The organism is Endozoicomonas sp. SCSIO W0465 (assembly GCF_023716865.1).
GTDB lineage: Bacteria > Pseudomonadota > Gammaproteobacteria > Pseudomonadales > Endozoicomonadaceae > Endozoicomonas.
The window spans coordinates 3945876-3967248 of the sequence record NZ_CP092417.1; the positions used below are offsets into that span (position 1 = coordinate 3945876).

Annotated in this window: 17 protein-coding genes; 13 read left to right on the forward strand and 4 right to left on the reverse strand. The window is 50.3% G+C overall.

The features are described 5' to 3' along the window. Positions 1 to 226: 226 nt before the first annotated feature. Positions 227 to 340 (reverse strand): DUF4277 domain-containing protein, encoded by a 114-nt coding sequence (locus tag MJO57_RS33320; protein ID WP_371924637.1) that lies wholly within the window; start codon positions 338 to 340, stop codon positions 227 to 229. A gap of 1021 nt (positions 341 to 1361) precedes the next feature. Here MJO57_RS33320 and MJO57_RS17730 point away from each other — a divergent pair. Beyond that, positions 1362 to 2267, forward strand: coding sequence for a hypothetical protein (locus MJO57_RS17730; protein ID WP_252017554.1), 906 nt, complete (start codon positions 1362 to 1364; stop codon positions 2265 to 2267). A 390-nt stretch (positions 2268 to 2657) separates the two neighbouring features. After that, positions 2658 to 5255: a hypothetical protein gene (locus MJO57_RS17735; RefSeq protein WP_252017555.1), complete on the forward strand. Its 2598-nt coding sequence runs from the start codon at positions 2658 to 2660 to the stop codon at positions 5253 to 5255. Positions 5256 to 5338: 83 nt separating this feature from the next. Here MJO57_RS17735 and MJO57_RS33325 read toward each other — a convergent pair whose 3' ends face one another. Further along, positions 5339 to 5452 (reverse strand): DUF4277 domain-containing protein, encoded by a 114-nt coding sequence (locus MJO57_RS33325; RefSeq protein WP_371924637.1) that lies wholly within the window; start codon positions 5450 to 5452, stop codon positions 5339 to 5341. A 1033-nt stretch (positions 5453 to 6485) separates the two neighbouring features. On the opposite strand from MJO57_RS33325, the gene MJO57_RS17740 reads away from it, so the two are divergent. From MJO57_RS17740 to MJO57_RS17755, 4 genes are read left to right on the forward strand one after another with little or no spacing between them, the layout of a single operon-like run. Continuing rightward, entirely contained in the window at positions 6486 to 7607 is a 1122-nt protein-coding gene (locus MJO57_RS17740; RefSeq protein ID WP_252017557.1) for a hypothetical protein, read from the forward strand. After that, the gene (locus MJO57_RS17745) at positions 7522 to 7899 is read left to right on the forward strand and encodes a hypothetical protein (RefSeq protein ID WP_252017559.1); all 378 of its coding nucleotides are present in this window, start codon (positions 7522 to 7524) and stop codon (positions 7897 to 7899) included. Before MJO57_RS17740 ends, MJO57_RS17745 begins: the two co-directional genes overlap by 86 nt. Then, entirely contained in the window at positions 7863 to 8057 is a 195-nt protein-coding gene (locus MJO57_RS17750; protein WP_252017561.1) for a hypothetical protein, read from the forward strand. Before MJO57_RS17745 ends, MJO57_RS17750 begins: the two co-directional genes overlap by 37 nt. After that, complete coding sequence (locus MJO57_RS17755; RefSeq protein WP_252017563.1) at positions 8054 to 10135, forward strand: hypothetical protein; 2082 nt, start codon at positions 8054 to 8056, stop codon at positions 10133 to 10135. The genes MJO57_RS17750 and MJO57_RS17755 overlap by 4 nt, the downstream gene beginning before the upstream one ends. Before the next feature lie 83 nt (positions 10136 to 10218). On the opposite strand, the gene MJO57_RS33330 is transcribed toward MJO57_RS17755, so the two are convergent. Then, a complete protein-coding gene (locus MJO57_RS33330) occupies positions 10219 to 10332 on the reverse strand; it encodes a DUF4277 domain-containing protein (RefSeq protein WP_371924637.1) in 114 nt (37 codons plus the stop codon). A gap of 1032 nt (positions 10333 to 11364) precedes the next feature. On the opposite strand from MJO57_RS33330, the gene MJO57_RS17760 reads away from it, so the two are divergent. From MJO57_RS17760 to MJO57_RS17770, 3 genes are all read left to right on the forward strand, one after another. Then, positions 11365 to 14688, forward strand: coding sequence for a hypothetical protein (locus MJO57_RS17760; protein ID WP_252017565.1), 3324 nt, complete (start codon positions 11365 to 11367; stop codon positions 14686 to 14688). 89 nt (positions 14689 to 14777) lie between these two features. Continuing rightward, on the forward strand, positions 14778 to 15305 hold the full coding sequence (locus tag MJO57_RS17765) for a hypothetical protein (RefSeq protein WP_252017566.1): 528 nt from the start codon (positions 14778 to 14780) through the stop codon (positions 15303 to 15305). Between the two features lie 293 nt (positions 15306 to 15598). Then, a complete protein-coding gene (locus MJO57_RS17770; protein WP_252017568.1) occupies positions 15599 to 16477 on the forward strand; it encodes a hypothetical protein in 879 nt (292 codons plus the stop codon). 171 nt (positions 16478 to 16648) lie between these two features. Here the strand turns inward: MJO57_RS17770 and MJO57_RS17775 are convergent, their stop codons facing one another. Beyond that, entirely contained in the window at positions 16649 to 16861 is a 213-nt protein-coding gene (locus MJO57_RS17775) for a hypothetical protein (RefSeq protein WP_252017570.1), read from the reverse strand. A gap of 709 nt (positions 16862 to 17570) precedes the next feature. Here MJO57_RS17775 and pstS point away from each other — a divergent pair. The 4 genes from pstS to pstB are packed head-to-tail and all read left to right on the forward strand — an operon-like array spanning position 17571 to position 21340. Further along, positions 17571 to 18620: a phosphate ABC transporter substrate-binding protein PstS gene (pstS, locus tag MJO57_RS17780; RefSeq protein ID WP_252017572.1), complete on the forward strand. Its 1050-nt coding sequence runs from the start codon at positions 17571 to 17573 to the stop codon at positions 18618 to 18620. A gap of 59 nt (positions 18621 to 18679) precedes the next feature. Continuing rightward, positions 18680 to 19621, forward strand: coding sequence for a phosphate ABC transporter permease subunit PstC (gene pstC / locus MJO57_RS17785; RefSeq protein WP_252017574.1), 942 nt, complete (start codon positions 18680 to 18682; stop codon positions 19619 to 19621). 10 nt (positions 19622 to 19631) lie between these two features. Beyond that, entirely contained in the window at positions 19632 to 20474 is an 843-nt protein-coding gene (gene pstA / locus MJO57_RS17790; RefSeq protein ID WP_252017576.1) for a phosphate ABC transporter permease PstA, read from the forward strand. Further along, complete coding sequence (pstB, locus tag MJO57_RS17795; RefSeq protein WP_252017578.1) at positions 20471 to 21340, forward strand: phosphate ABC transporter ATP-binding protein PstB; 870 nt, start codon at positions 20471 to 20473, stop codon at positions 21338 to 21340. Before pstA ends, pstB begins: the two co-directional genes overlap by 4 nt. The last annotated feature ends 33 nt before the right edge of the window (positions 21341 to 21373 follow it).

The window sequence follows — 21373 nt, forward strand, 5'->3', positions numbered from 1 at the left end:
GGCTTATAGCCTTTGAAAACCGAAAAAAAGATCCTCTTGGACTAAACGACATTGATTTTTGGAATCCGGATTTTGATTTCTTGTCGACAGAGTCAGAACTGGACGACAACAACCCTGACTGGCTTGAAGAGTTAGTGCAATAAATTGGTGCTAATAATTAGCAAACCCGCGCTGAATATCCGTCGACCAAAAATTGGCAGTTTAATTAATGGGTGTTTGAAATTGCTCAAACATTTGGTATACGCGCATCGATATATTCAGCTATCTTTAGTTCCCAACACATTCCAGCAACCAGGCCAGGGTGGTTCAGGTTCTTAATCTGGCATTGCATAGGCAGCATGATGGTATTACTGAGTATCTGTTGATCCTTGGACGACCGATTTCAGGAAAATATCAATAAGTTGGCAGAAGTTTGGTTTTAAATATTTTTTCCAGCAAATCATGAATGAAGATGTAGTCAGCCTAAAGCCCCGGAAACCAGGGTATGGAACTATTTACTGATTAGGTCAGAATATATGGAAGCAAACTATTACCTGCTTATTGCTGTTTTCCCCAGACGATTCACCTACTGGAAAAAAACTTGATATAAGCCATGCACTCACCTTCCTCCTCGGCAACCGCAGATACGGTATCCCCGTTAACATTTACTGAATCAGGAAAGGACAAGCCGACAACCAGCCGAAAACGCAAAAGAAAGCGAATCATGGCAGGTTACCAGGTGGAACAGACAACAACGGGTACCGGAATCTTCCCTCCGCATCAACAGCAACCTGAATGCGGGATCACTCCACCCATAAAGCCCAGACGTGTTACTGCCAAACAGCAACAGCATTGCGTGCTCTCCTTGTACATTGGTTCAGGGTCATCCGGAGCCGATGGAGACCGAACCAGCCATAGCGCCCGAAGATTCCCGTCCTATAGCCGTGGTCCGGCCCGAATCAAGAAATCTACCCACAGCAAGCGGCCAGATAACCTTAACTGGCAATGAGTCCACCTCAGCTACGGTGCAGGACATGCCTGAACCAATGGAGGAGGTACCGCTCACTGCAGCAATTACCCCTGATACGTTAATTTCAGAATTTTCTGTAAGCCAGCAAAATGAACTACGAACACATTTAAATAATCAAGAAATACAAGCAGTACTAAAGAATGCCGGGATACTGCTGAAAACCCTCAATGACAGGAAAATCCAATTATCGCGAGACAGGGGGAAGCCGCCCGCTCATTCGCTTTTTTCCAGGTTAAAAAGCTTCAGCATTGTTAATGAAGCTCCCATTTTCACAGACTATTTTGCTAAGGCCAACACGTTCTTTTTAGCGGTAAATACCCGACAGATTACCAATACCAGCTGCCTTACCAGCATGTTCAGCTGTAAGACTCAGATAAAGAAGTTTGCAGAAGAAAGCGAGGAAAACATTCAGGCGGTTGCTGCTAACCCATGCTTGAAACAGATTGCCTCCATGTGTAATGGCAAAGGCTTGCCCGACAAAGCGAAGGTGGAAGCGCTCAAAGCGTGGGAGTGCTGGCAGGTGAACGGCGAATTCAGCCTGGAACTGCTGCGGGCCTTTTCCTCCATGTGTCATGGCAAAGGCTTGCCCGACAAAGCGAAGGTGGAAGCGTTCAAAGCGTGGGAGTGCTGGCAGCTGAACGGCGAATTCAGCCTGGAACTGCTGCGGGCCTTTTCCTCCATGATGAGCAGTAGGGGCTTGCCCGACAAAACGAAGGTGGAAGCGCTCAAAGCGTGGAAGTGCTGGCAGGTGAACGGCGAATTCAGCCTGGAACTGCTGCGGGCCTTTTCCTCCATGATGAGCCGTAGGGGCTTGCCAGACAAAGCGAAGGTGGAAGCGCTCAAAGCGTGGGAGTGCTGGCAGGTGAACGGCGAATTCAGCCTGGAACTGCTGCGGGCCTTTTCCTCCATGTGTAATGGCAAAGGCTTGCCCGACAAAGCGAAGGTGGAAGCGCTCAAAGCGTGGGAGTGCTGGCAGGTGAACGGCGAATTCAGCCTGGAACTGCTGCGGGCCTTTTCCTCCATGTGTCATGGCAAAGGCTTGCCCGACAAAGCGAAGGTGGAAGCGTTCAAAGCGTGGGAGTGCTGGCAGGTGAACGGCGAATTCAGCCTGGAACTGCTGCGGGCCTTTTCCTCCATGATGAGCAGTAGGGGCTTGCCCGACAAAGCGAAGGTGGAAGCGCTCAAAGCGTGGGAAGTGCTGGCAGGTGAACGGCGAATTCAGCCTGGAACTGCTGCGGGCCTTTTCCTCCATGTGTAATGGCAAAGGCTTGCCCGACAAAGCGAAGGTGGAAGCGCTCAAAGCGTGGGAGTGCTGGCAGGTGAACGGTGAATTCAGCCTGGAGCTGCTGCGGGCCTTTTCCTCCATGTGTCATGGCAAAGGCTTGCCCGACAAAGCGAAGGTGGAAGCGCTCAAAGCGTGGGAGTGCTGGCAGGTGAACGGCGAATTCAGCCTGGAACTGCTGCGGGCCTTTTCCTCCATGTGTCATGGCAAAGGCTTGCCCGACAAAGCGAAGGTGGAAGCGCTCAAAGCGTGGGAGTGCTGGCAGGTGAACGGCGAATTCAGCCTGGAACTGCTGCGGGCCTTTTCCTCCATGATGAGCAAGGGCTTGCCCGACAAAGCAAAGGTGGAAGCGCTCAAAGCGTGGGAGTGCTGGCAGGTGAACGGCGAATTCAGCCTGGAACTGCTGCGGGCCTTTTCCTCCATGTGTATGGCAAAGGCTTACCCGACAAAGCGAAGGTGGAAGCGCTCAAAGCGTGGGAGTGCTGGCAGGTGAACGGCGAATTCAGCCTGGAACTGCTGCGGGCCTTTTCCTCCATGTGTCATGGCAAAGGCTTGCCCGACAAAGCGAAGGTGGAAGCGCTCAAAGCGTGGGAGTGCTGGCAGGTGAACGGCGAATTCAGCCTGGAACTGCTGCGGGCCTTTTCCTCCATGTGTCATGGCAAAGGCTTGCCCGACAAAGCGAAGGTGGAAGCACTGAAAGCGTGGGAGTGCTGGCAGGTGAACGGCGAATTCAGCCTGGAGCTGCTGCGGGCCTTTTCCTCCATGTGTAATGGCAAAGGCTTACCCGACAAAGCGAAGGTGGAAGCGCTCAAAGCATGGGAGTGCTGGCAGGTGAACGGCGAATTCAGCCTGAAACTGCTGCGGGCCTTTTCCTCCATGTGTAATGGCAAAGGCTTGCCCGACAAAGCGAAGGTGGAAGCGTTCAAAGCGTGGGAGTGCTGGCAGGTGAACGGCAAATTCAGCCTGGAACTGCTGCGGGCCTTTTCCTCCATGTGTAATGGCAAAGGCTTGCCCGACAAAGCGAAGATGGAAGCCTTTGTTGGCTGGCTACCTTCTGATAATCAGAAGAATTTGCTTAAAGTTGCTTGCCGCCTATTTCCAGCCTTTGGTTTGCCCTCAGGAGAAAAACTGACTGACAAGGAGCAAATACTCCGCCAATGCCTTAAACAGCATGGTTATCCTACGGGCATTGGAGACGACAGCAGTGATGACGATGACGATCTTTTAGAATCAAGTCAAATGAAAGCACTGGCTCTGTTCTTCTCTGCTCCTGCAAAATGGCACATGGAAATTACAGAATTTCAACAATATCTGGCTGCCCACAAAAGCCCCCAAAATGAAAGAGCGACTGTTCTTGCTGCGTTGAAATCCTTGCTGCCGATACTGGCTATCCATGGAGGACCTGGCATCCGGTTCTGGATTGCAATGCATCGTGAAAATCCACGCTATAAAGAGGCACTCACCATGGCATTATCCATTCCTGCACCACTGGCTTTAACGAAACATGCACTAACGCAGTTCCCGGAACCTGAGAGGCTGGAATACCTTGAACTGTGCAGAAACCTGAAGCCTGCCCCAACCCATGCGCAGTGGGATGCATTAAAACCACTCCGCCAACAGCTTGAGCAGCGACTTGAGTACACGCTGTCTAAACGCATGATGCTGGAGATTCTCTGGCCACAGTCCGTGGATAACCGCTCAAAATACGCTGACAAGATGGACGAGCTATTCAAGACCGTGCCCACCCTCTCACAATGGTACCGGTCACACCGGGTACTCGGGCCACAAAAAATGCAGCAATTCATGGATGCCTGTCTTGACTATCAGGCTACACCTGAAACCGCTCCCGGGGTAACGATTCAGCAACGGTTGCTGGAAGGAATGCTGCTGACAAACCACTATCTACCGGGACACGAGAAGATACCCGCTCTCTGTTTTTCAACCCGAGTGGCCAGTGATGATAAAAGAAGGGTGATTGTCGATGGTGATCACACCATGACGGGACAGGAACGCCTGTGGCACTTTATTACAGCCATGTTGTTTGAGCTGCAACAAACAGAGTATCAATTCAAGAAGCAAAGGCTCACGGTCATACCCCTCGATGGCGAAACGGTTGTACTCCAAAAGCCAGAGTTCACCCTCACTGATACCGGTTTTGTCATAAAGAACTGGACATTGGAACAGTTGACCGCCTTTTTCAAGGCAACCGAATTCACAGAACAATGGTATGAAAAGCCTCAGGACAAGCGCGATCACTATGCGATCAGGCTTGAGGATAAATTAGCTCAAATGAAAGAAAGAGCCAAAGAGACCAGGAAAGCCGGGCATAAAAAAACAGCACCACTGCTGCCACTGTCTCTGATTATTACTATCATCAAATCCAACTTACCATTAAAGCCTGCGGTCTGGTCATCTCTGGCCCACTATGCCAGCAACGGCCAGCTAACCGCCGATTTATGCACGGCACTCAGCCCGGTGATCCGGGGTGATAAAGACGGCGTTGTTCCAGACCTCGTTAAAAACGCGGTGGCTACAAAGTTGGAACAGATTGAGGCAACAAAAACACCAGTAGTAACAGCAATCCCTCAGCCACGACCTCGGGCAATCACGCCAACTCCAGACCAGGTTTCCAACAGTAACATCCAGGGGCCGCAGGCTACCTTTGAAACTGCGATGAAAGAGCTGAATTGTTTTCAGGTGTTGGGCAATGCAGAACTTGAAATACTGGAACCTTATCGGGGAAGAATGACGACTACGCAATTAACGAATGTTCTCGAAAAAATTGACCATCATGATGTGAATGAGCAGACACACAACGCTTGGCTTATAGCCTTTGAAAACCGAAAAAAAGATCCTCTTGGACTAAACGACATTGATTTTTGGAATCCGGATTTTGATTTCTTGTCGACAGAGTCAGAACTGGACGACAACAACCCTGACTGGCTTGAAGAGTTAGTGCAATAAATTGGTGCTAATAATTAGCAAACCCGCGCTGAATATCCGTCGACCAAAAATTGGCAGTTTAATTAATGGGTGTTTGAAATTGCTCAAACATTTGGTATACGCGCATCGATATATTCAGCTATCTTTAGTTCCCAACACATTCCAGCAACCAGGCCAGGGTGGTTCAGGTTCTTAATCTGGCATTGCATAGGCAGCATGATGGTATTACTGAGTATCTGTTGATCCTTGGACGACCGATTTCAGGAAAATATCAATAAGTTGGCAGAAGTTTGGTTTTAAATATTTTTTTCCAGCAAATCATGAATGAAGATGTAGTCAGCCTAAAGCCCCGGAAACCAGGGTATGGAACTATTTACTGATTAGGTCAGAATATATGGAAGCAAACTATTACCTGCTTATTGCTGTTATCCCCGGACGATTCACCTACTGGAAAAAAACTTGATATAAGCCATGCACTCACCTTCCTCCTCGGCAACCGCAGATACGGTATCCCCGTTAACATTTACTGAATCAGGAAAGGACAAGCCGACAACCAGCCGAAAACGCAAAAGAAAGCGAATCATGGCAGGTTACCAGGTGGAACAGACAACAACGGGTACCGGAATCTTCCCTCCGCATCAACAGCAACCTGAATGCGGGATCACTCCACCCATAAAGCCCAGACGTGTTACTGCCAACAGCAACAGCAACAGCAACAGCATTGCGTGCTCTCCTTGTACATTGATTCAGGGTCAACCGGAGCCGATGGAGACCGAACCAGCCATAGCGCCCGAAGACTCCCGCCCTGTAGCCGTGGTCCGGCCCGAATCAAGAAATCTACCCACAGCAAGCGGCCAGATAACCTTAACTGGCAATGAGTCCACCTCAGCTACGGTGCAGGACATGCCTGAACCAATGGAGGAGGTACCGCTCACTGCAGCAATTACCCCTGATACGTTAATTTCAGAATTTTCTGTAAGCCAGCAAAATGAACTACGAACACATTTAAATAATCAAGAAATACAAACAGTACTAAAGAATGCCGGGATACTGCTGAAAACCCTCAATGACAGGAAAATCCAATTATCGCGAGACAGGGGGAAGCCGCCCGCACATTCGCTCTTTTCCAGGTTAAAAAGCTTCAGCATTGTTAATGAAGCTCCGATTTTCACAGACTATTTTGCTAAAGCCAACACGTTCTTTTTAGCGGTAAATACCCGGCAGATTACCAATACCAGCTGCCTTACCAGCATGCTCAGCTTGAAGAGTCAGATAAAGAAGTTTGCAGAAGAAAGCGAGGAAAACATTCAGGCGGTTGCTGCTAACCCATGCTTGAAACAGATTGCCTCCATGTGTAATGGCAAAGGCTTGCCCGACAAAGCGAAAGTGGAAGCGTGCGTGGCGTGGGAGTGCTGGCAGGTGAACGGCGAATTCAGCCTGGAACTGCTGCGGGCCTTTTCCTCCATGTGTCATGGCAAAGGCTTGCCCGACAAAGCGAAGGTGGAAGCGCTCAAAGCGTGGGAGTGCTGGCAGGTGAACGGCGAATTCAGCCTGGAACTACTGCGGGCCTTTTCCTCCATGATGAGCAGCAGGGGCTTTCCCGACAAAGCAAAGGTGGAAGCGCTCAAAGCGTGGGAGTGCTGGCAGGTGAACGGCGAATTCAGCCTGGAACTGCTGCGGGCCTTTTCCTCCATGTGTCATGGCAAAGGCTTGCCCGACAAAGCGAAGGTGGAAGCGCTCAAAGCGTGGGAGTGCTGGCAGGTGAACGGCGAATTCAGCCTGGAACTGCTGCGGGCCTTTTCCTCCATGATGAGCAGTAGGGGCTTGCCCGACAAAGCGAAGGTGGAAGCGCTCAAAGCGTGGAGTGCTGGCAGTGAACGGAATTCAGCCTGGAACTGCTGCGAGCCTTTTCCTCCATGTGTATGGCAAAGGCTTGCCCGACAAAGCGAAGGTGGAAGCGCTCAAAGCGTGGGAGTGCTGGCAGGTGAACGGCGAATTCAGCCTGGAACTGCTGCGGGCCTTTTCCTCCATGTGTCAGTAGGCTTGCCCGACAAAGCGAAGGTGGAAGCGCTCAAAGCGTGGGAGTGCTGGCAGGTGAACGGCGAATTCAGCCTGGAACTGCTGCGGCCTTTTCCTCCATGTGTCATGGCAAAGGCTTGCCCGACAAAGCGAAGGTGGAAGCGCTCAAAGCGTGGAGTGCTGGCAGGTGAACGGCGAATTCAGCCTGGAACTGCTGCGGGCCTTTTCCTCCATGTGTCATGGCAAAGGCTTGCCCGACAAAGCGAAGGTGGAAGCGCTCAAAGCGTGGGAGTGCTGGCAGGTGAACGGCGAATTCAGCCTGGAACTGCTGCGGGCCTTTTCCTCCATGTGTAATGGCAAAGGCTTGCCCGACAAAGCGAAGGTGGAAGCGCTCAAAGCGTGGGAGTGCTGGCAGGTGAACGGCGAATTCAGCCTGGAACTGCTGCGGGCCTTTTCCTCCATGTGTAATGGCAAAGGCTTGCCCGACAAAGCGAAGGTGGAAGCGCTCAAAGCGTGGGAGTGCTGGCAGGTGAACGGCGAATTCAGCCTGGAACTGCTGCGGGCCTTTTCCTCCATGTGTATGGCAAAGGCTTGCCCGACAAAGCGAAGGTGGAAGCGCTCAAAGCGTGGGAGTGCTGGCAGGTGAACGGCGAATTCAGCCTGGAACTGCTGCGGGCCTTTTCCTCCATGTGTAATGGCAAAGGCTTGCCCGACAAAGCGAAGGTGGAAGCGCTCGCGTGGGAGTGCTGGCAGGTGAACGGCGAATTCAGCCTGGAACTGCTGCGGGCCTTTTCCTCCATGTGAGCAAAGGCTTGCCCGACAAAGCGAAGGTGGAAGCGCTCAAAGCGTGGGAGTGCTGGCAGGTGAACGGCGAATTCAGCCTGGAACTGCTGCGGGCCTTTTCCTCCATGTGTAATGGCAAAGGCTTGCCCGACAAAGCGAAGGTGGAAGCCTTTGTTAACTGGCTACCTTCTGATAATCAGAAGAATTTGCTTAAAGTTGCTTGCCGCCTATTTACAGCCTTTGGTTTGCCCTCAGGAGAAAAACTGACTGAAAAGGAGAACATACTCCGCCAATGCCTTAAACAGCATGGTTATCCTACGGACATTGGAGACGACAGCAGTGATGACGATGATGATCTTTTAGAATCAAGTCAAATGAAAGCACTGGCGCTGTTCTTCTCTGCTCCCGCAAAATGGCACATGGAAATTACAGAATTTCAACAATATCTGGCTGCCCACAAAAGCCCCCAAAATGAAAGAGTGGCTGTTCTTGCTGCATTGAAATCCTTGCTGCCGATACTGGCTATCCATGGAGGACCTGGCATCCGGTTCTGGATTGCAATGCATCGTGAAAATCCACGCTATAAAGAGGCGCTCACCAAGGCATTATCCATTCCTGCACCACTGGCTTTAACGAAACATGCACTAATGCAGTTCCCGGAACCTGAGAGACTGGAATACCTTGAACTGTGCAGAAACCTGAAGCCTGCCCCAACCCATGCGCAGTGGGATGCATTAAAACCACTCCGCCAACAGCTTGAGCAGCGACTTGAGTACACGCTGTCTAAACGCATGATGCTGGAGATTCTCTGGCCACAGTCCGTGGATAACCGCTCAAAATACGCTGACAAGATGGACGAGCTATTCAAGACCGTGCCCACCCTCTCACAATGGTACCGGTCACACCGGGTACTCGGGCCACAAAAAATGCAGCAATTCATGGATGCCTGTCTTGACTATCAGGCTACACCTGAAACCGCTCCTGAGGTAACGATTCAGCAACGGTTGCTGGAAGGAATGCTGCTGACAAATCACTATCTACCGGGACACGAGAAGATACCCGCTCTCTGTTTTTCAACCCGAGTGACCAGTGTTGATAAAAGAAGGGTGATTGTCGATGGTGATCACACCATAACGGGACAGGAACGCCTGTGGCACTTTATTACTGCCATGTTGTTTGAGCTGCAACAAACAGAGTATCAATTCAAGAAGCAAAGGCTCACTGTCATACCCCTCGATGGCGAAACGGTCGTACTCAAAAAACCAGAGTTTACCCTCACTGATACCGGTTTTGTCATAAAGAACTGGACATTGGAACAGTTGACCGCCTTTTTCAAGGCAACCGAATTCACAGAACAATGGTATGAAAAGCCTAAGGACAAGCGCGATCACTATGCGATCAGGCTTGAGGATAAATTAGCTCAAATGCAAGAAAGAGCCAAAGAGACCAGGAAAGCCGAGCATAATAAAACAGCACCACTGCTGCCACTGTCTCTGATTATTACTATCATCAAATCCAACTTACCATTAAAGCCTGCTGTCTGGTCATCTCTGGCCCACTATGCCAGCAACGGCCAGCTAACCGCCGGTTTATGCACGGCACTCAGCCCGGTGATCCGGGGTGATAAAGACGGCGTTGTTCCAGACCTCGTTAAAAATGCGGTGGCTGCAAAGTTGGAACAGATTGAGGCAACAAAAACACCAGTAGTAACAGCAATCGCTCAGCCACGACCCCGGGCAATCACGCCAACTCCAGACCAGGCTTCCAACAGTAGCGTCCAGGGGCCGCAGGCTACCTTTGAAACTGCGATGAAAGAGCTGAATTGTTTTCAGGTGTTGGGCAATGCAGAACTTGAAATACTGGAACCTTATCGGGGAAGAATGACGACTACGCAATTAACGAATGTTCTCGAAAAAATTGACCATCATGATGTGAATGAGCAGACACACAACGCTTGGCTTATAGCCTTTGAAAACCGAAAAAAAGATCCTCTTGGACTAAACGACATTGATTTTTGGAATCCGGATTTTGATTTCTTGTCGACAGAGTCAGAACTGGACGACAACAACCCTGACTGGCTTGAAGAGTTAGTGCAATAAATTGGTGCTAATAATTAGCAAACCCGCGCTGAATATCCGTCGACCAAAAATTGGCAGTTTAATTAATGGGTGTTTGAAATTGCTCAAACATTTGGTATACGCGCATCGATATATTCAGCTATCTTTAGTTCCCAACACATTCCAGCAACCAGGCCAGGGTGGTTCAGGTTCTTAATCTGGCATTGCATAGGCAGCATGATGGTATTACTGAGTATCTGTTGATCCTTGGACGACCGATTTCAGGAAAATATCAATAAGTTGGCAGAAGTTTGGTTTTAAATACTTTTTCCAGCAAATCATGAATGAAGATGTAGTCAGCCTAAAGCCCCGGAAACCAGGGTATGGAACTATTTACTGATTAGGTCAGAATATATGGAAGCAAACTATTACCTGCTTATTGCTGTTATCCCCGGACGATTCACCTACTGGAAAAAAACTTGATATAAGCCATGCACTCACCTTCCTCCTCGGCAACCGCAGATACGGTATCCCCGTTAACATTTACTGAATCAGGAAAGGACAAGCCGACAACCAGCCGAAAACGCAAAAGAAAGCGAATCATGGCAGGTTACCAGGTGGAACAGACAACAACGGGTACCGGAATCTTCCCTCCGCATCAACAGCAACCTGAATGCGGGATCACTCCACCCATAAAGCCCAGACGTGTTACTGCCAACAGCAACAGCAACAGCAACAGCATTGCGTGCTCTCCTTGTACATTGGTTCAGGGTCATCCGGAGCCGATGGAGACCGAACCAGCCATAGCGCCCGAAGATTCCCGTCCTATAGCCGTGGTCCGGCCCGAATCAAGAAATCTACCCACAGCAAGCGGCCAGATAACGTTAACTGGCAATGAGTCCACCTCAGCTACGGTGCAGGACATGCCTGAACCAATGGAGGAGGTACCGCTCACTGCAGCAATTGCCCCTGATACGTTAATTTCAGAATTTTCTGTAAGCCAGCAAAATGAACTACGAACACATTTAAATAATCAAGAAATACAAGCAGTACTAAAGAATGCCGGGATACTGCTGAAAACCCTCAATGACAGGAAAATCCAATTATCGCGAGACAGGGGGAAGCCGCCCGCTCATTCGCTCTTTTCCAGGTTAAAAAGCTTCAGCATTGTTAATGAAGCTCCGATTTTCACAGACTATTTTGCTAAGGCCAACACGTTCTTTTTAGCGGTAAATACCCGGCAGATTACCAATACCAGCTGCCTTACCAGCATGCTCAGCTGTAAGACTCAGATAAAGAAGTTTGCAGAAGAAAGCGAGGAAAACATTCAGGCGGTTGCTGCTAACCCATGCTTGAAACAGATTACCTCCATGTGTAATGGCAAAGGCTTGCCCGACAAAGCGAAGGTGGAAGCGCTCAAAGCGTGGGAGTGCTGGCAGGTGAACGGCGAATTCAGCCTGGAACTGCTGCGGGCCTTTTCCTCCATGTGTAATGGCAAAGGTTTGCCCGACAAAGCAAAGGTGGAAGCGTTCAAAGCATGGGAGTGCTGGCAGGTGAACGGCGAATTCAGCCTGGAACTGCTGCGGGCCTTTTCCTCCATGATGAGCAGTAGGGGCTTGCCCGACAAAGCGAAGGTGGAAGCGCTCAAAGCGTGGGAGTGCTGGCAGGTGAACGGCGAATTCAGCCTGGAACTGCTGCGGGCCTTTTCCTCCATGTGTAATGGCAAAGGCTTGCCCGACAAAGCGAAGGTGGAAGCGCTCAAAGCGTGGGAGTGCTGGCAGGTGAACGGCGAATTCAGCCTGGAACTGCTGCGGGCCTTTTCCTCCATGTGTAATGGCAAAGGCTTGCCTGACAAAGCGAAGGTGGAAGCGCTCAAAGCTTGGGAGTGCTGGCAGGTGAACGGCGAATTCAGCCTGGAACTGCTGCGGGCCTTTTCCTCCATGTGTCATGGCAAAGGCTTGCCCGACAAAGCGAAGGTGGAAGCGTGCGTGGCGTGGGAGTGCTGGCAGGTGAACGGCGAATTCAGCCTGGAACTGCTGCGGGCCTTTTCCTCCATGATGAGCAGTAGGGGCTTGCCCGACAAAGCGAAGGTGGAAGCGCTCAAAGCGTGGGAATGCTGGCAGGTGAACGGCAAATTCAGCCTGGAACTGCTGAAGGCCTTTTCCTCCATGTGTAATGGCAAAGGCTTGCCCGACAAAGCGAAGGTGGAAGCGTGCGTAGCGTGGGAGTGCTGGCAGGTGAACGGCGAATTCAGCCTGGAACTGCTGCGGGCCTTTTCCTCCATGATGAGCCGTAGGGGCTTGCCCGACAAAGCGAAGGTGGGAGCGCTCAAAGCGTGGGAGTGCTGGCAGGTGAACGGCGAATTCAGCCTGGAACTGCTGCGGGCCTTTTCCTCCATGATGAGCACTAGGGGCCTGCCCGACAAAGCGAAGGTGGAAGCGCTCAAAGCGTGGGAGTGCTGGCAGGTGAACGGCGAATTCAGCCTGGAACTCCTGCGGGCCTTTTCCTCCATGTGTCATGGCAAAGGCTTGCCCGACAAAGCGAAGGTGGAAGCGCTCAAAGCGTGGGAGTGCTGGCAGGTGAACGGCGAATTCAGCCTGGAACTGCTGCGGGTCTTTTCCTCCATGATGAGCAGTAGGGGCTTGCCCGACAAAGTGAAGGTGGAAGCCTTTGTTAACTGGTTACCTTCTGATAATCAGAAGAATTTGCTTAAAGTTGCTTGCCGCCTATTTCCAGCATTTGGTTTGCCCTCAGTAGAAAAACTGACTGACACGGAGAACATACTCCGCCAATACCTTAAACAGCATGGTTATCCTACGGACATTGGAGAGGACAGCAGTGATGACGATGATGATCTTTTAGAATCAAGTCAAATGAAAGCACTGGCGCTGTTCTTCTCTGCTCCCGCAAAATGGCACATGGAAATTACAGAATTTCAACAATATCTGGCTGCCCACAAAAGCTCACAAAATGAAGGAGTGGCTGTTCTTGCTGCATTGAAATCCTTGCTGCCGATACTGGCTATCCATGGAGGACCTGGCATCCGGTTCTGGATTGCAATGCATCGTGAAAATCCACGCTATAAAGAGGCACTCACCAAGGCATTATCCATTCCTGCACCACTGGCTTTAACGAAACATGCACTAACGCAGTTCCCGGAACCTGAGAGGCTGGAATACCTTGAACTGTGCAGAAACCTGAAGCCTGCCCCAACCCATGCGCAGTGGGATGCATTAAAACCACTCCGCCAACAGCTTGAGCAGCGACTTGAGTACACGCTGTCTAAACGCATGATGCTGGAGATTCTCTGGCCACAGTCCGTGGATAACCGCTCAAACGCTGACAAGATGGACGAGCTATTCAAGACCGTGCCCACCCTCTCACAATGGTACCGGTCACACCGGGTACTCGGGCCACAAAAAATGCAGCAATTCATGGATGCCTGTCTTGACTATCAGGCTACACCTGAAACCGCTCCTGAGGTAACGATTCAGCAACGGTTGCTGGAAGGAATGCTGCTGACAAATCACTATCTACCGGGACACGAGAAGATACCCGCTCTCTGTTTTTCAACCCGAGTGACCAGTGTTGATAAAAGAAGGGTGATTGTCGATGGTGATCACACCATGACGGGACAGGAACGCCTGTGGCACTTTATTACTGCCATGTTGTTTGAGCTGCAACAAACAGAGTATCAATTCAAGAAGCAAAGGCTCACGGTCATACCCCTCGATGGCAAAACGGTTGTACTCCAAAAGCCAGAGTTTACCCTCACTGATACCGGTTTTGTCATAAAGAACTGGACATTGGAACAGTTGACCGCCTTTTTCAAGGCAACCGAATTCACAGAACAATGGTATGAAAAGCCTCAGGACAAGCGCGATCACTATGCGATCAGGCTTGAGGATAAATTAGCTCAAATGCAAGAAAGAGCCAAAGAGACCAGGAAAGCCGAGCATAATAAAACAGCACCACTGCTGCCACTGTCTCTGATTATTACTATCATCAAATCCAACTTACCATTAAAGCCTGCGGTCTGGTCATCTCTGGCCCACTATGCCAGCAACGGCCAGCTAACCGCCGATTTATGCACGGCACTCAGCCCGGTGATCCGGGGTGATAAAGACGGCGTTGTTCCAGACCTCGTTAAAAACGCGGTGGCTGCAAAGTTGGAACAGATTGAGGCAACAAAAACACCAGCAGTAACAGCAATCGCTCAGCCACGACCCCGGGCAATCACGCCAACTCCAGACCAGGTTTCCAACAGCAGCGTCCAGGGGCCGCAGGCTACCTTTGAAACTGCGATGAAAGAGCTGAATTGTTTTCAGGTGTTGGGAAATGCAGAACTTGAAGTACTGGAACCTTATCGGGGAAGAATGACGACTACGCAATTAACGAGTGTTCTCGAAAAAATCGACCATCATGATGTGAATGAACAGACACACAACGCATGGCTTATAGCCTTTGAAAACCGAAAAAAAGATCCTCCTGGACTAAACGACATTGATTTTTGGAATCCGGATTTTGATTTCTTCTCGACAGAGTCAGAACTGGACGACAACAACCCTGACTGGCTTGAAGAGTTAGTGCAATAAATTGGTGCTAATAATTAGCAAACCCGGTATGTCCTCAAAAACTAATATTTTGAGGAAAATACCGTCTCTACAGTCTACCTTTCAGGTTCATGAATACATCGCTTGATAACCTTTCTACTGAAAAGCTGCTTGCCTTCATAACTCAGCAGCAGGAGCACATTGTTCAGCTTCAGGAACGGATAAAGATTCTGGAAAACGAAATCACTCGCTTGAAAAAGCTGAACCCAAAACCAGATATAAAGCCAAACACCAAACCATCCGATAGCCAAGACGATAACGGCAGTAACATAGTTGTTTCTATCTCGTCAAGGGAGCTCAGTAACCTGATTACCAAAAGCCACGAATCGTTCCACCAAAATTTCCTGACGTTACTGCATCGCCCGTACCGGACCTATGTGCTGAATGCAGAAACCATCGGCTATCTCAGGGAGCATAAATTCGCAAAGAAATGGCAGCGTATACTGGCGCAATATCAGGATGTCCACTTCCTGAGTGAGAAAGCCCGGAAAACCTTTATGAACGACATCGGTCTCACAGGCTCCGGGAATCACCAAAGAGCCAGTGAAGCCATGTTATACGGAAGCCTGATCAGCCACGGATTCAATCTGGTGACATAATGACCCCACTCTATAATGAATCAAGTCTGGCGACGGGGAGTGCGAATTCCACAGGGTTGTCTTCTGGTAGTGATCACACAACACCATCCAGACCATCAAGCTCTTTCTATTCAGGTCGGCACGTATCAAGACAAGAACCCATTGGGAACAGCCACCCAACCATCGATAATTATGAGTTCCCTAAAGAGAAAGTATCTTTAAAGAGAAATGTTTCTCACATTGAAGATGCAGTACAGGATGAAAAATTTAAAAGAAAACGACCGGATCGTGAAAATGAGTATCAACAAGATTCATTGATAGCGACTTTAGATCAATTAAAGGGCCTTTGCCAGGAACGCAAAATCACCGTCAAACCAACGCTGGATAAGCTGGTTAATTCTTGCCCGAATGAGTCGAAAGTCCAACTGGTATCCAAGCTTGGCATTTATTTTAGTAGTGTGGAAAGAACAGTTAAGAACACGGGTACGATTACCAGCATGCTCTTGAGGGGCGAAGGAAGCTCAAGAACAAAGAAAAACATTAACGAGTTCCTGCGGATTGAAGACCGTGATGTACAAGCAATAGCATGTTATCCATTTATTACATCCATTTCTTCCATCTGTAATGGTAAAGGCTTTCCCAAAGCCGGGGACGTGGACACGCTGCTGAAGCTACCGAGCCTCCAGAAGGATGGCCAGCTTGACCGGCAACTGCTGAGCTCCATTTCTTCTATCTGTCATACTAAAGGCTTTCCCAAAGCCGGGGACGTGGACACGCTGCTGAAGCTACCGAGCCTCCAGAAGGATGGCCAGCTTGACCGGCAACTGCTGAGTTCCATTTCTTCCATCTGCAATGGAAAAGGCTTTCCCAAAGCCGGGGACGTGGACACGCTGCTGAAGCTACCGAGCCTCCAGAAGGATGGCCAGCTTGACCGGCAACTGCTGAGTTCCATTTCTTCCATCTGCAATGGAAAAGGCTTTCCCAAAGTCGGGGACGTGGACACGCTGCTGAAGTTACCGTGCCTCCAGAAGGATGGCCAGCTTGACCGGCAACTGCTGAGCTCCATTTCTTCCATCTGTCATGGTAAAGGCCTGCCCAAAGCCAGGGACGTGGACACGCTGCTGAAGCTACCGGGCCTCCAGAAGGATGGCCAGCTTGACCGGCAACTGCTGAGCTCCATTTCTTCCATCTGACATGGTAAAGGCTTTCCGAACGAGAATTTAGTTTCACGAATTATAGAATCTATAGGTCTCAAGAATCTGGAACTACCAGAATATATTGATGAACTACTTTCATCAGAGAATTTTGTTATCAATGAAAACTTTTGGGAGTCACTTTCAATAGACAAAATACTCTGACTCTTATCAACAATCATTTATCGAGGTCCATGGGCGGTGCAGTAAACTTACGAAGTTTTCCCGGCTTTTGCTGTCTGTGCTCTCGAACCAGGCAAAGGACTCGTTATTGATGATGTTGCAGTAACGTGATATTGGTGCAGAACGCAGGCCTGCAGCATCGGCCCGCGTAATGATGTCCATAAAGGCAGGCTGGCGGTTTAGCCGTAATGGTTTGTCCATTGGCTGTCACCCATTGCTCTAAAAGATATTCAATATTGGCTGTTTGTACCGTCAGCTCCTGAACATGAAAAGAGGTGGTTCCATTCCTGACTGATCCTTGCGGCACATCAGTGGCAGCAATTCTACCTGCTCTGTGAGCTGAATGATTTGCTCTTGTTGCTGAGTGATGAATCTCAGTAGATCTTCAGGTTGTAGCTGCTGGTGTTCTGAAAAAGCCATGCTGAGAGGATAGGTGACTGACCGAAATTATCCTGCTTCCAGCGCTTTTTGAGAACTTACGGTAGATATTATTGCTTAAGCCACCTTCAGTAGGTGATTGATAACTTGGCGGTGGCGGCTCATAAAGATGGTAGTAACTGTTTGGAGCTAAATGATTAAAACGCCTTTGCGATCCGAAAAAACACCCCTTTGAATCTCTATCCATAAAGATAATCAGCAGGTTTTCAGCTGCGCCACTGTCACTTGGTATACCAGAATCCAGCTTTCATTGGGTCCTGCATGCCTCAGGGCATACCAGTTAACACGATGGTGGAACCAGAAGGCGATTTTCTGACCCTGGCTCTTTACGTTAGCCAGCTGCCACAACCTCAAAGCAGAACAAAATGTCATACAACTGCAATATACAAGAAATATTTCTGTAACATTCTCCCCTTATTCTTTCTTCCATCAAACACAAACACTCTCAAAGCGTTTTCGGAGGAAAAGAACCATGACGTTCTTAAAGTCAGTTGTCGTATCCTCAGTATTAGCTGCTGCTGTTTTTTCCACAGCAGCCAGTGCACAGTCAATCAACGGTGCTGGCGCCAGCTTTCCGCACCCGATCTATGCCAAGTGGGCAGAAGAGTATAACCGGGAAACCGGCGTAAAAATTAACTACCAGGCCATCGGTTCCGGTGGCGGTATTCGCCAGATTACTGCCAAAACGGTTGATTTTGGTGCCACCGATGCGCCTCTGGATCAACAGAGACTCGGTGATGAAGGCATGATCCAGTTCCCAATGGTGATGGGTGCTATTGTGCCGGTGGTCAATATTCCGGGTATTGAACCAGGTGACCTGAAGCTGACCGGCAACATTGTCGCTGACATCTATATGGGCAAGATCAAAAAGTGGAATGACGAGCGCATAACCACCATCAATCCGGATCTGAAAATTCCGGGACAATCCATTTATGTGGTACATCGTTCAGACGGTTCCGGAACCACCTATAACTTCACGGACTACCTGAGCCGGGTGAGTGAAACCTGGAAAAACGACGTCGGCACCAACACCGATATCACCTGGCCAAAAGCAGCTACCACCATTGGCGCTAACGGCAACGCCGGTGTGGCCAACTTTGTCCGCCGCACCCGTGGCGCCATTGGCTACGTTGAGTACGCCTTTGCCAAGCAAAACAACCTGAGTCACACCCAGCTGGCCAGTGCTGAAGGCAAATTCCTGCAGCCCACCATGGAAACCTTCCAGGCGGCGGCAATGAACGCTGACTGGAAAAATGCTCCGGGTTTCCGCCTGCTGCTGAATAACCAGCCTGGTGCTGACTCCTGGCCAATGACCGCAGCGACTTTCATTCTGATGCACAAGGACCAGGTTGATGCCGGCCGTGCCAGAGAAATCGTCAAGTTCTTTGACTGGAGTTATGAAAACGGCGGTGAGATGGCCGAAGCACTGGACTTCATCCCCATGCCAGACAGCGTCATTGAACTGGTTGAAAACACCTGGAAAGAACAGCTGACCACTAACGGCAACAAGATTATCCAATAAACCCATCTTGAGGCAGGCCTTTCGAGAAACGGGGGAATACCCGTTTCTCCCTGACAGTTATGCATTCCACTACCAGTGCTCTCACATTACGACCTGGCGCTATCAACGGCGATTCCATCTTTCATCGCCTCAGTTTTGCCAGTGCCGTGCTCATTTTCCTGGTGCTGATCGGCATCATTCTCTCTTTGATCGATGGCGGCTGGCAGGCACTTGCCAAGTTCGGCCCCGGCTTTATCTTTAGCAACACCTGGGATCCCGTCGGTGGTGAATTTGGTGCCGCTGCAGCGATATACGGTACCTTGGTTTCATCGTTGATCGCCATTGTCATCGCCATTCCCGTTGGCCTTGGCACTGCCATTTTTCTGGCCGAGCTGGCACCGGACTGGATCAGCAAGCCGGTAGGTATGGCCATCGAGCTATTGGCTGCAGTGCCCAGCATTATCTACGGCATGTGGGGCCTGTTTGTCTTCGCCCCCTGGTTCTCTGAAGGTTTCCAGTTCTGGGCACTGGAAAACCTGGTAAACATCCCACTCATCGGCCCCTGGTTTGATGGTCCCCCTATCGGCATCGGCCTGCTGACTGCCGGAATCATTCTGTCGTTTATGATCCTGCCGATCATCACCGCCCTGACCCGCGACGCCCTGAAAACCGTTCCCAATGTGGTGCGTGAAGCGGCATACGGCATTGGCGCCACACCCTATGAAGTCATTACCCGGGTACTGCTGCCTACCATCAAAAATGCCGCTGTCGGTGCCGGTATTCTGGGTCTTGGCCGGGCCCTGGGTGAAACCATGGCCGTTGCTTTTGTTATTGGCGGTGCCAACCGCATTGAGACATCACTGTTTATGCCAGCCAGCTCCATCTCCTCCACCATTGCCCAGCAGTTCAATGAGGCCACCAATGAGATGCATATTGCCTCATTGATCAGCCTGGGGCTGGTGCTCTTCATCCTGACCTTTGTGGTGATGGGTGCAGCGCGCATCCTGTTGAGAAAGCGTTAAGGAGTCGGTGATGTCATTACGAAAACTCAAAAATCAGGCCTTTATCGGTTTCTGTGTACTGTCTGCACTGTTTGGCCTGGTTGTTTTATCCAGCGTATTGTATAGCCTGGTTGGCAAGGGTATTGCCGGCATGGGGCTACCTATTTTCACCGAGCTAACACCCGGACCGGGGAGCCATGGCGGTTTGAAGAACGCCATTGTTGGCAGTTTGATTCTTACTACTCTGGGTATTGTTATTGCCACCCCACTGGGCATTCTGGCCGGCACCTGGTTATCCGAAAGCAATAAGTCGTCCAGGGCAGCGGAGATGCTGCGCTTTCTGAACGGCATGCTGATGAGCGCACCATCAATCCTGATTGGTCTGTTTGTTTATAAAATGGTCGTGGTCACAACCGGTTCATTCTCTGGCTGGGCAGGCGCTACGGCTCTGGCCATTCTGGCACTGCCCATCATTGTCAGCACCACGGAAGAGATGCTGCGCCTGGTACCCACCACCTTAAAAGAAGCAGGCAGCGGCCTGGGAGCTCCTCGCTGGCAGGTTATTACCAAACTCTGCTATCGCGCTGCCGGTCCCGGCATTATCACCGGCGTCCTGCTGGCCATGGCCCGTATTACCGGTGAAACCGCCCCCCTGCTATTTACCGCGCTGAACAGCAACTACATGACCACGGACATGAGCCAACCCATGGCCAACCTGCCTGTGACCATTTACCAGTACGCCATGAGCCCTTATCAGTCATGGAATGAGCTGGCCTGGGCCGGCGCTCTGCTGATCGCCACTTTTATTCTGATGATTAATATTCTGGCCACCGTGTTACCTCGCTGGCTGAAAGCAAGAAAGGCTACCAAATGACCATGAATAATAACGCGCACATTGTTATCGAGGAACGTCCTGAGCATATCGACAGTATTCAGCCAGTTTGCGACGTCGAAATGACCGAACTGGACAGTGCCAACCCGATGCCACGTATGGAAGTTAAGGATCTGAATTTTTACTACAACAAAGGTGCTGAGCCTGCGTTGAAAAACATCAACATGCCCATTTACAACAACCGGGTCACCGCACTGATCGGCCCATCCGGTTGTGGTAAATCCACACTGCTGCGCACTATGAACCGTATCTATGGCCTTTACGGTACTCAGCATGCGGAAGGTGAAGTGTTATTGGACGGTGAGGATATTCTCAAGAGCAATGTAGACTTAAACGCCTTGCGCTCCAAGGTCGGCATGGTTTTCCAGAAACCAACCCCATTCCCCATGTCCATCTATGACAACATCACGTTTGGCCTGAAAATGCAGGGCGGTATGTCAGCCCCACAAATGGCGGTGCGTGCCAAAAAAGCATTGAAACGTGCCCACCTGTGGAAAGAGGTAAAAGACAAACTGAATGCAGATGCCAGCAGCCTGTCTGGTGGACAGCAACAGCGCCTGTGCATTGCACGCACTATTGCCCTGAAGCCTGAAGTCATTCTGATGGATGAGCCAACCTCCGCACTGGACCCTCTGGCCACAGCAGCCATCGAAGAGTTGATTACCGAACTACGGGAAAAGTACACCATCGTGATTGTGACCCATAATATGCAGCAGGCGATGCGGATCTCTGATTACACGGGGTTCATGTACCTTGGTGAATTAATGGAATTCGGCCCTACCGAGAAAATCTTCCATAACGCCGACCACCAGAAGACCCGCGACTATATTGCCGGTAACTTTGGCTAACACCTTTTATCACTGATCTGGAGGGGCATGCAG

Bases quoted from the DNA above. Each gene is read 5' to 3' on its own strand.
- MJO57_RS33320 (WP_371924637.1), bottom strand. From the start codon at position 340: ATGCTGCCTATGCAATGCCAGATTAAGAACCTGAACCACCCTGGCCTG.
- MJO57_RS17730 (WP_252017554.1), top strand. From the start codon at position 1,362: ATGTTCAGCTGTAAGACTCAGATAAAGAAGTTTGCAGAAGAAAGCGAG.
- MJO57_RS33325 (WP_371924637.1), bottom strand. From the start codon at position 5,452: ATGCTGCCTATGCAATGCCAGATTAAGAACCTGAACCACCCTGGCCTG.
- MJO57_RS17740 (WP_252017557.1), top strand. From the start codon at position 6,486: ATGCTCAGCTTGAAGAGTCAGATAAAGAAGTTTGCAGAAGAAAGCGAG.
- MJO57_RS33330 (WP_371924637.1), bottom strand. From the start codon at position 10,332: ATGCTGCCTATGCAATGCCAGATTAAGAACCTGAACCACCCTGGCCTG.
- MJO57_RS17760 (WP_252017565.1), top strand. From the start codon at position 11,365: ATGCTCAGCTGTAAGACTCAGATAAAGAAGTTTGCAGAAGAAAGCGAG.
- MJO57_RS17765 (WP_252017566.1), top strand. From the start codon at position 14,778: ATGAATACATCGCTTGATAACCTTTCTACTGAAAAGCTGCTTGCCTTC.
- MJO57_RS17775 (WP_252017570.1), bottom strand. From the start codon at position 16,861: ATGGACAAACCATTACGGCTAAACCGCCAGCCTGCCTTTATGGACATC.
- pstS (WP_252017572.1), top strand. From the start codon at position 17,571: ATGACGTTCTTAAAGTCAGTTGTCGTATCCTCAGTATTAGCTGCTGCT.
- pstC (WP_252017574.1), top strand. From the start codon at position 18,680: ATGCATTCCACTACCAGTGCTCTCACATTACGACCTGGCGCTATCAAC.
- pstA (WP_252017576.1), top strand. From the start codon at position 19,632: ATGTCATTACGAAAACTCAAAAATCAGGCCTTTATCGGTTTCTGTGTA.
- pstB (WP_252017578.1), top strand. From the start codon at position 20,471: ATGACCATGAATAATAACGCGCACATTGTTATCGAGGAACGTCCTGAG.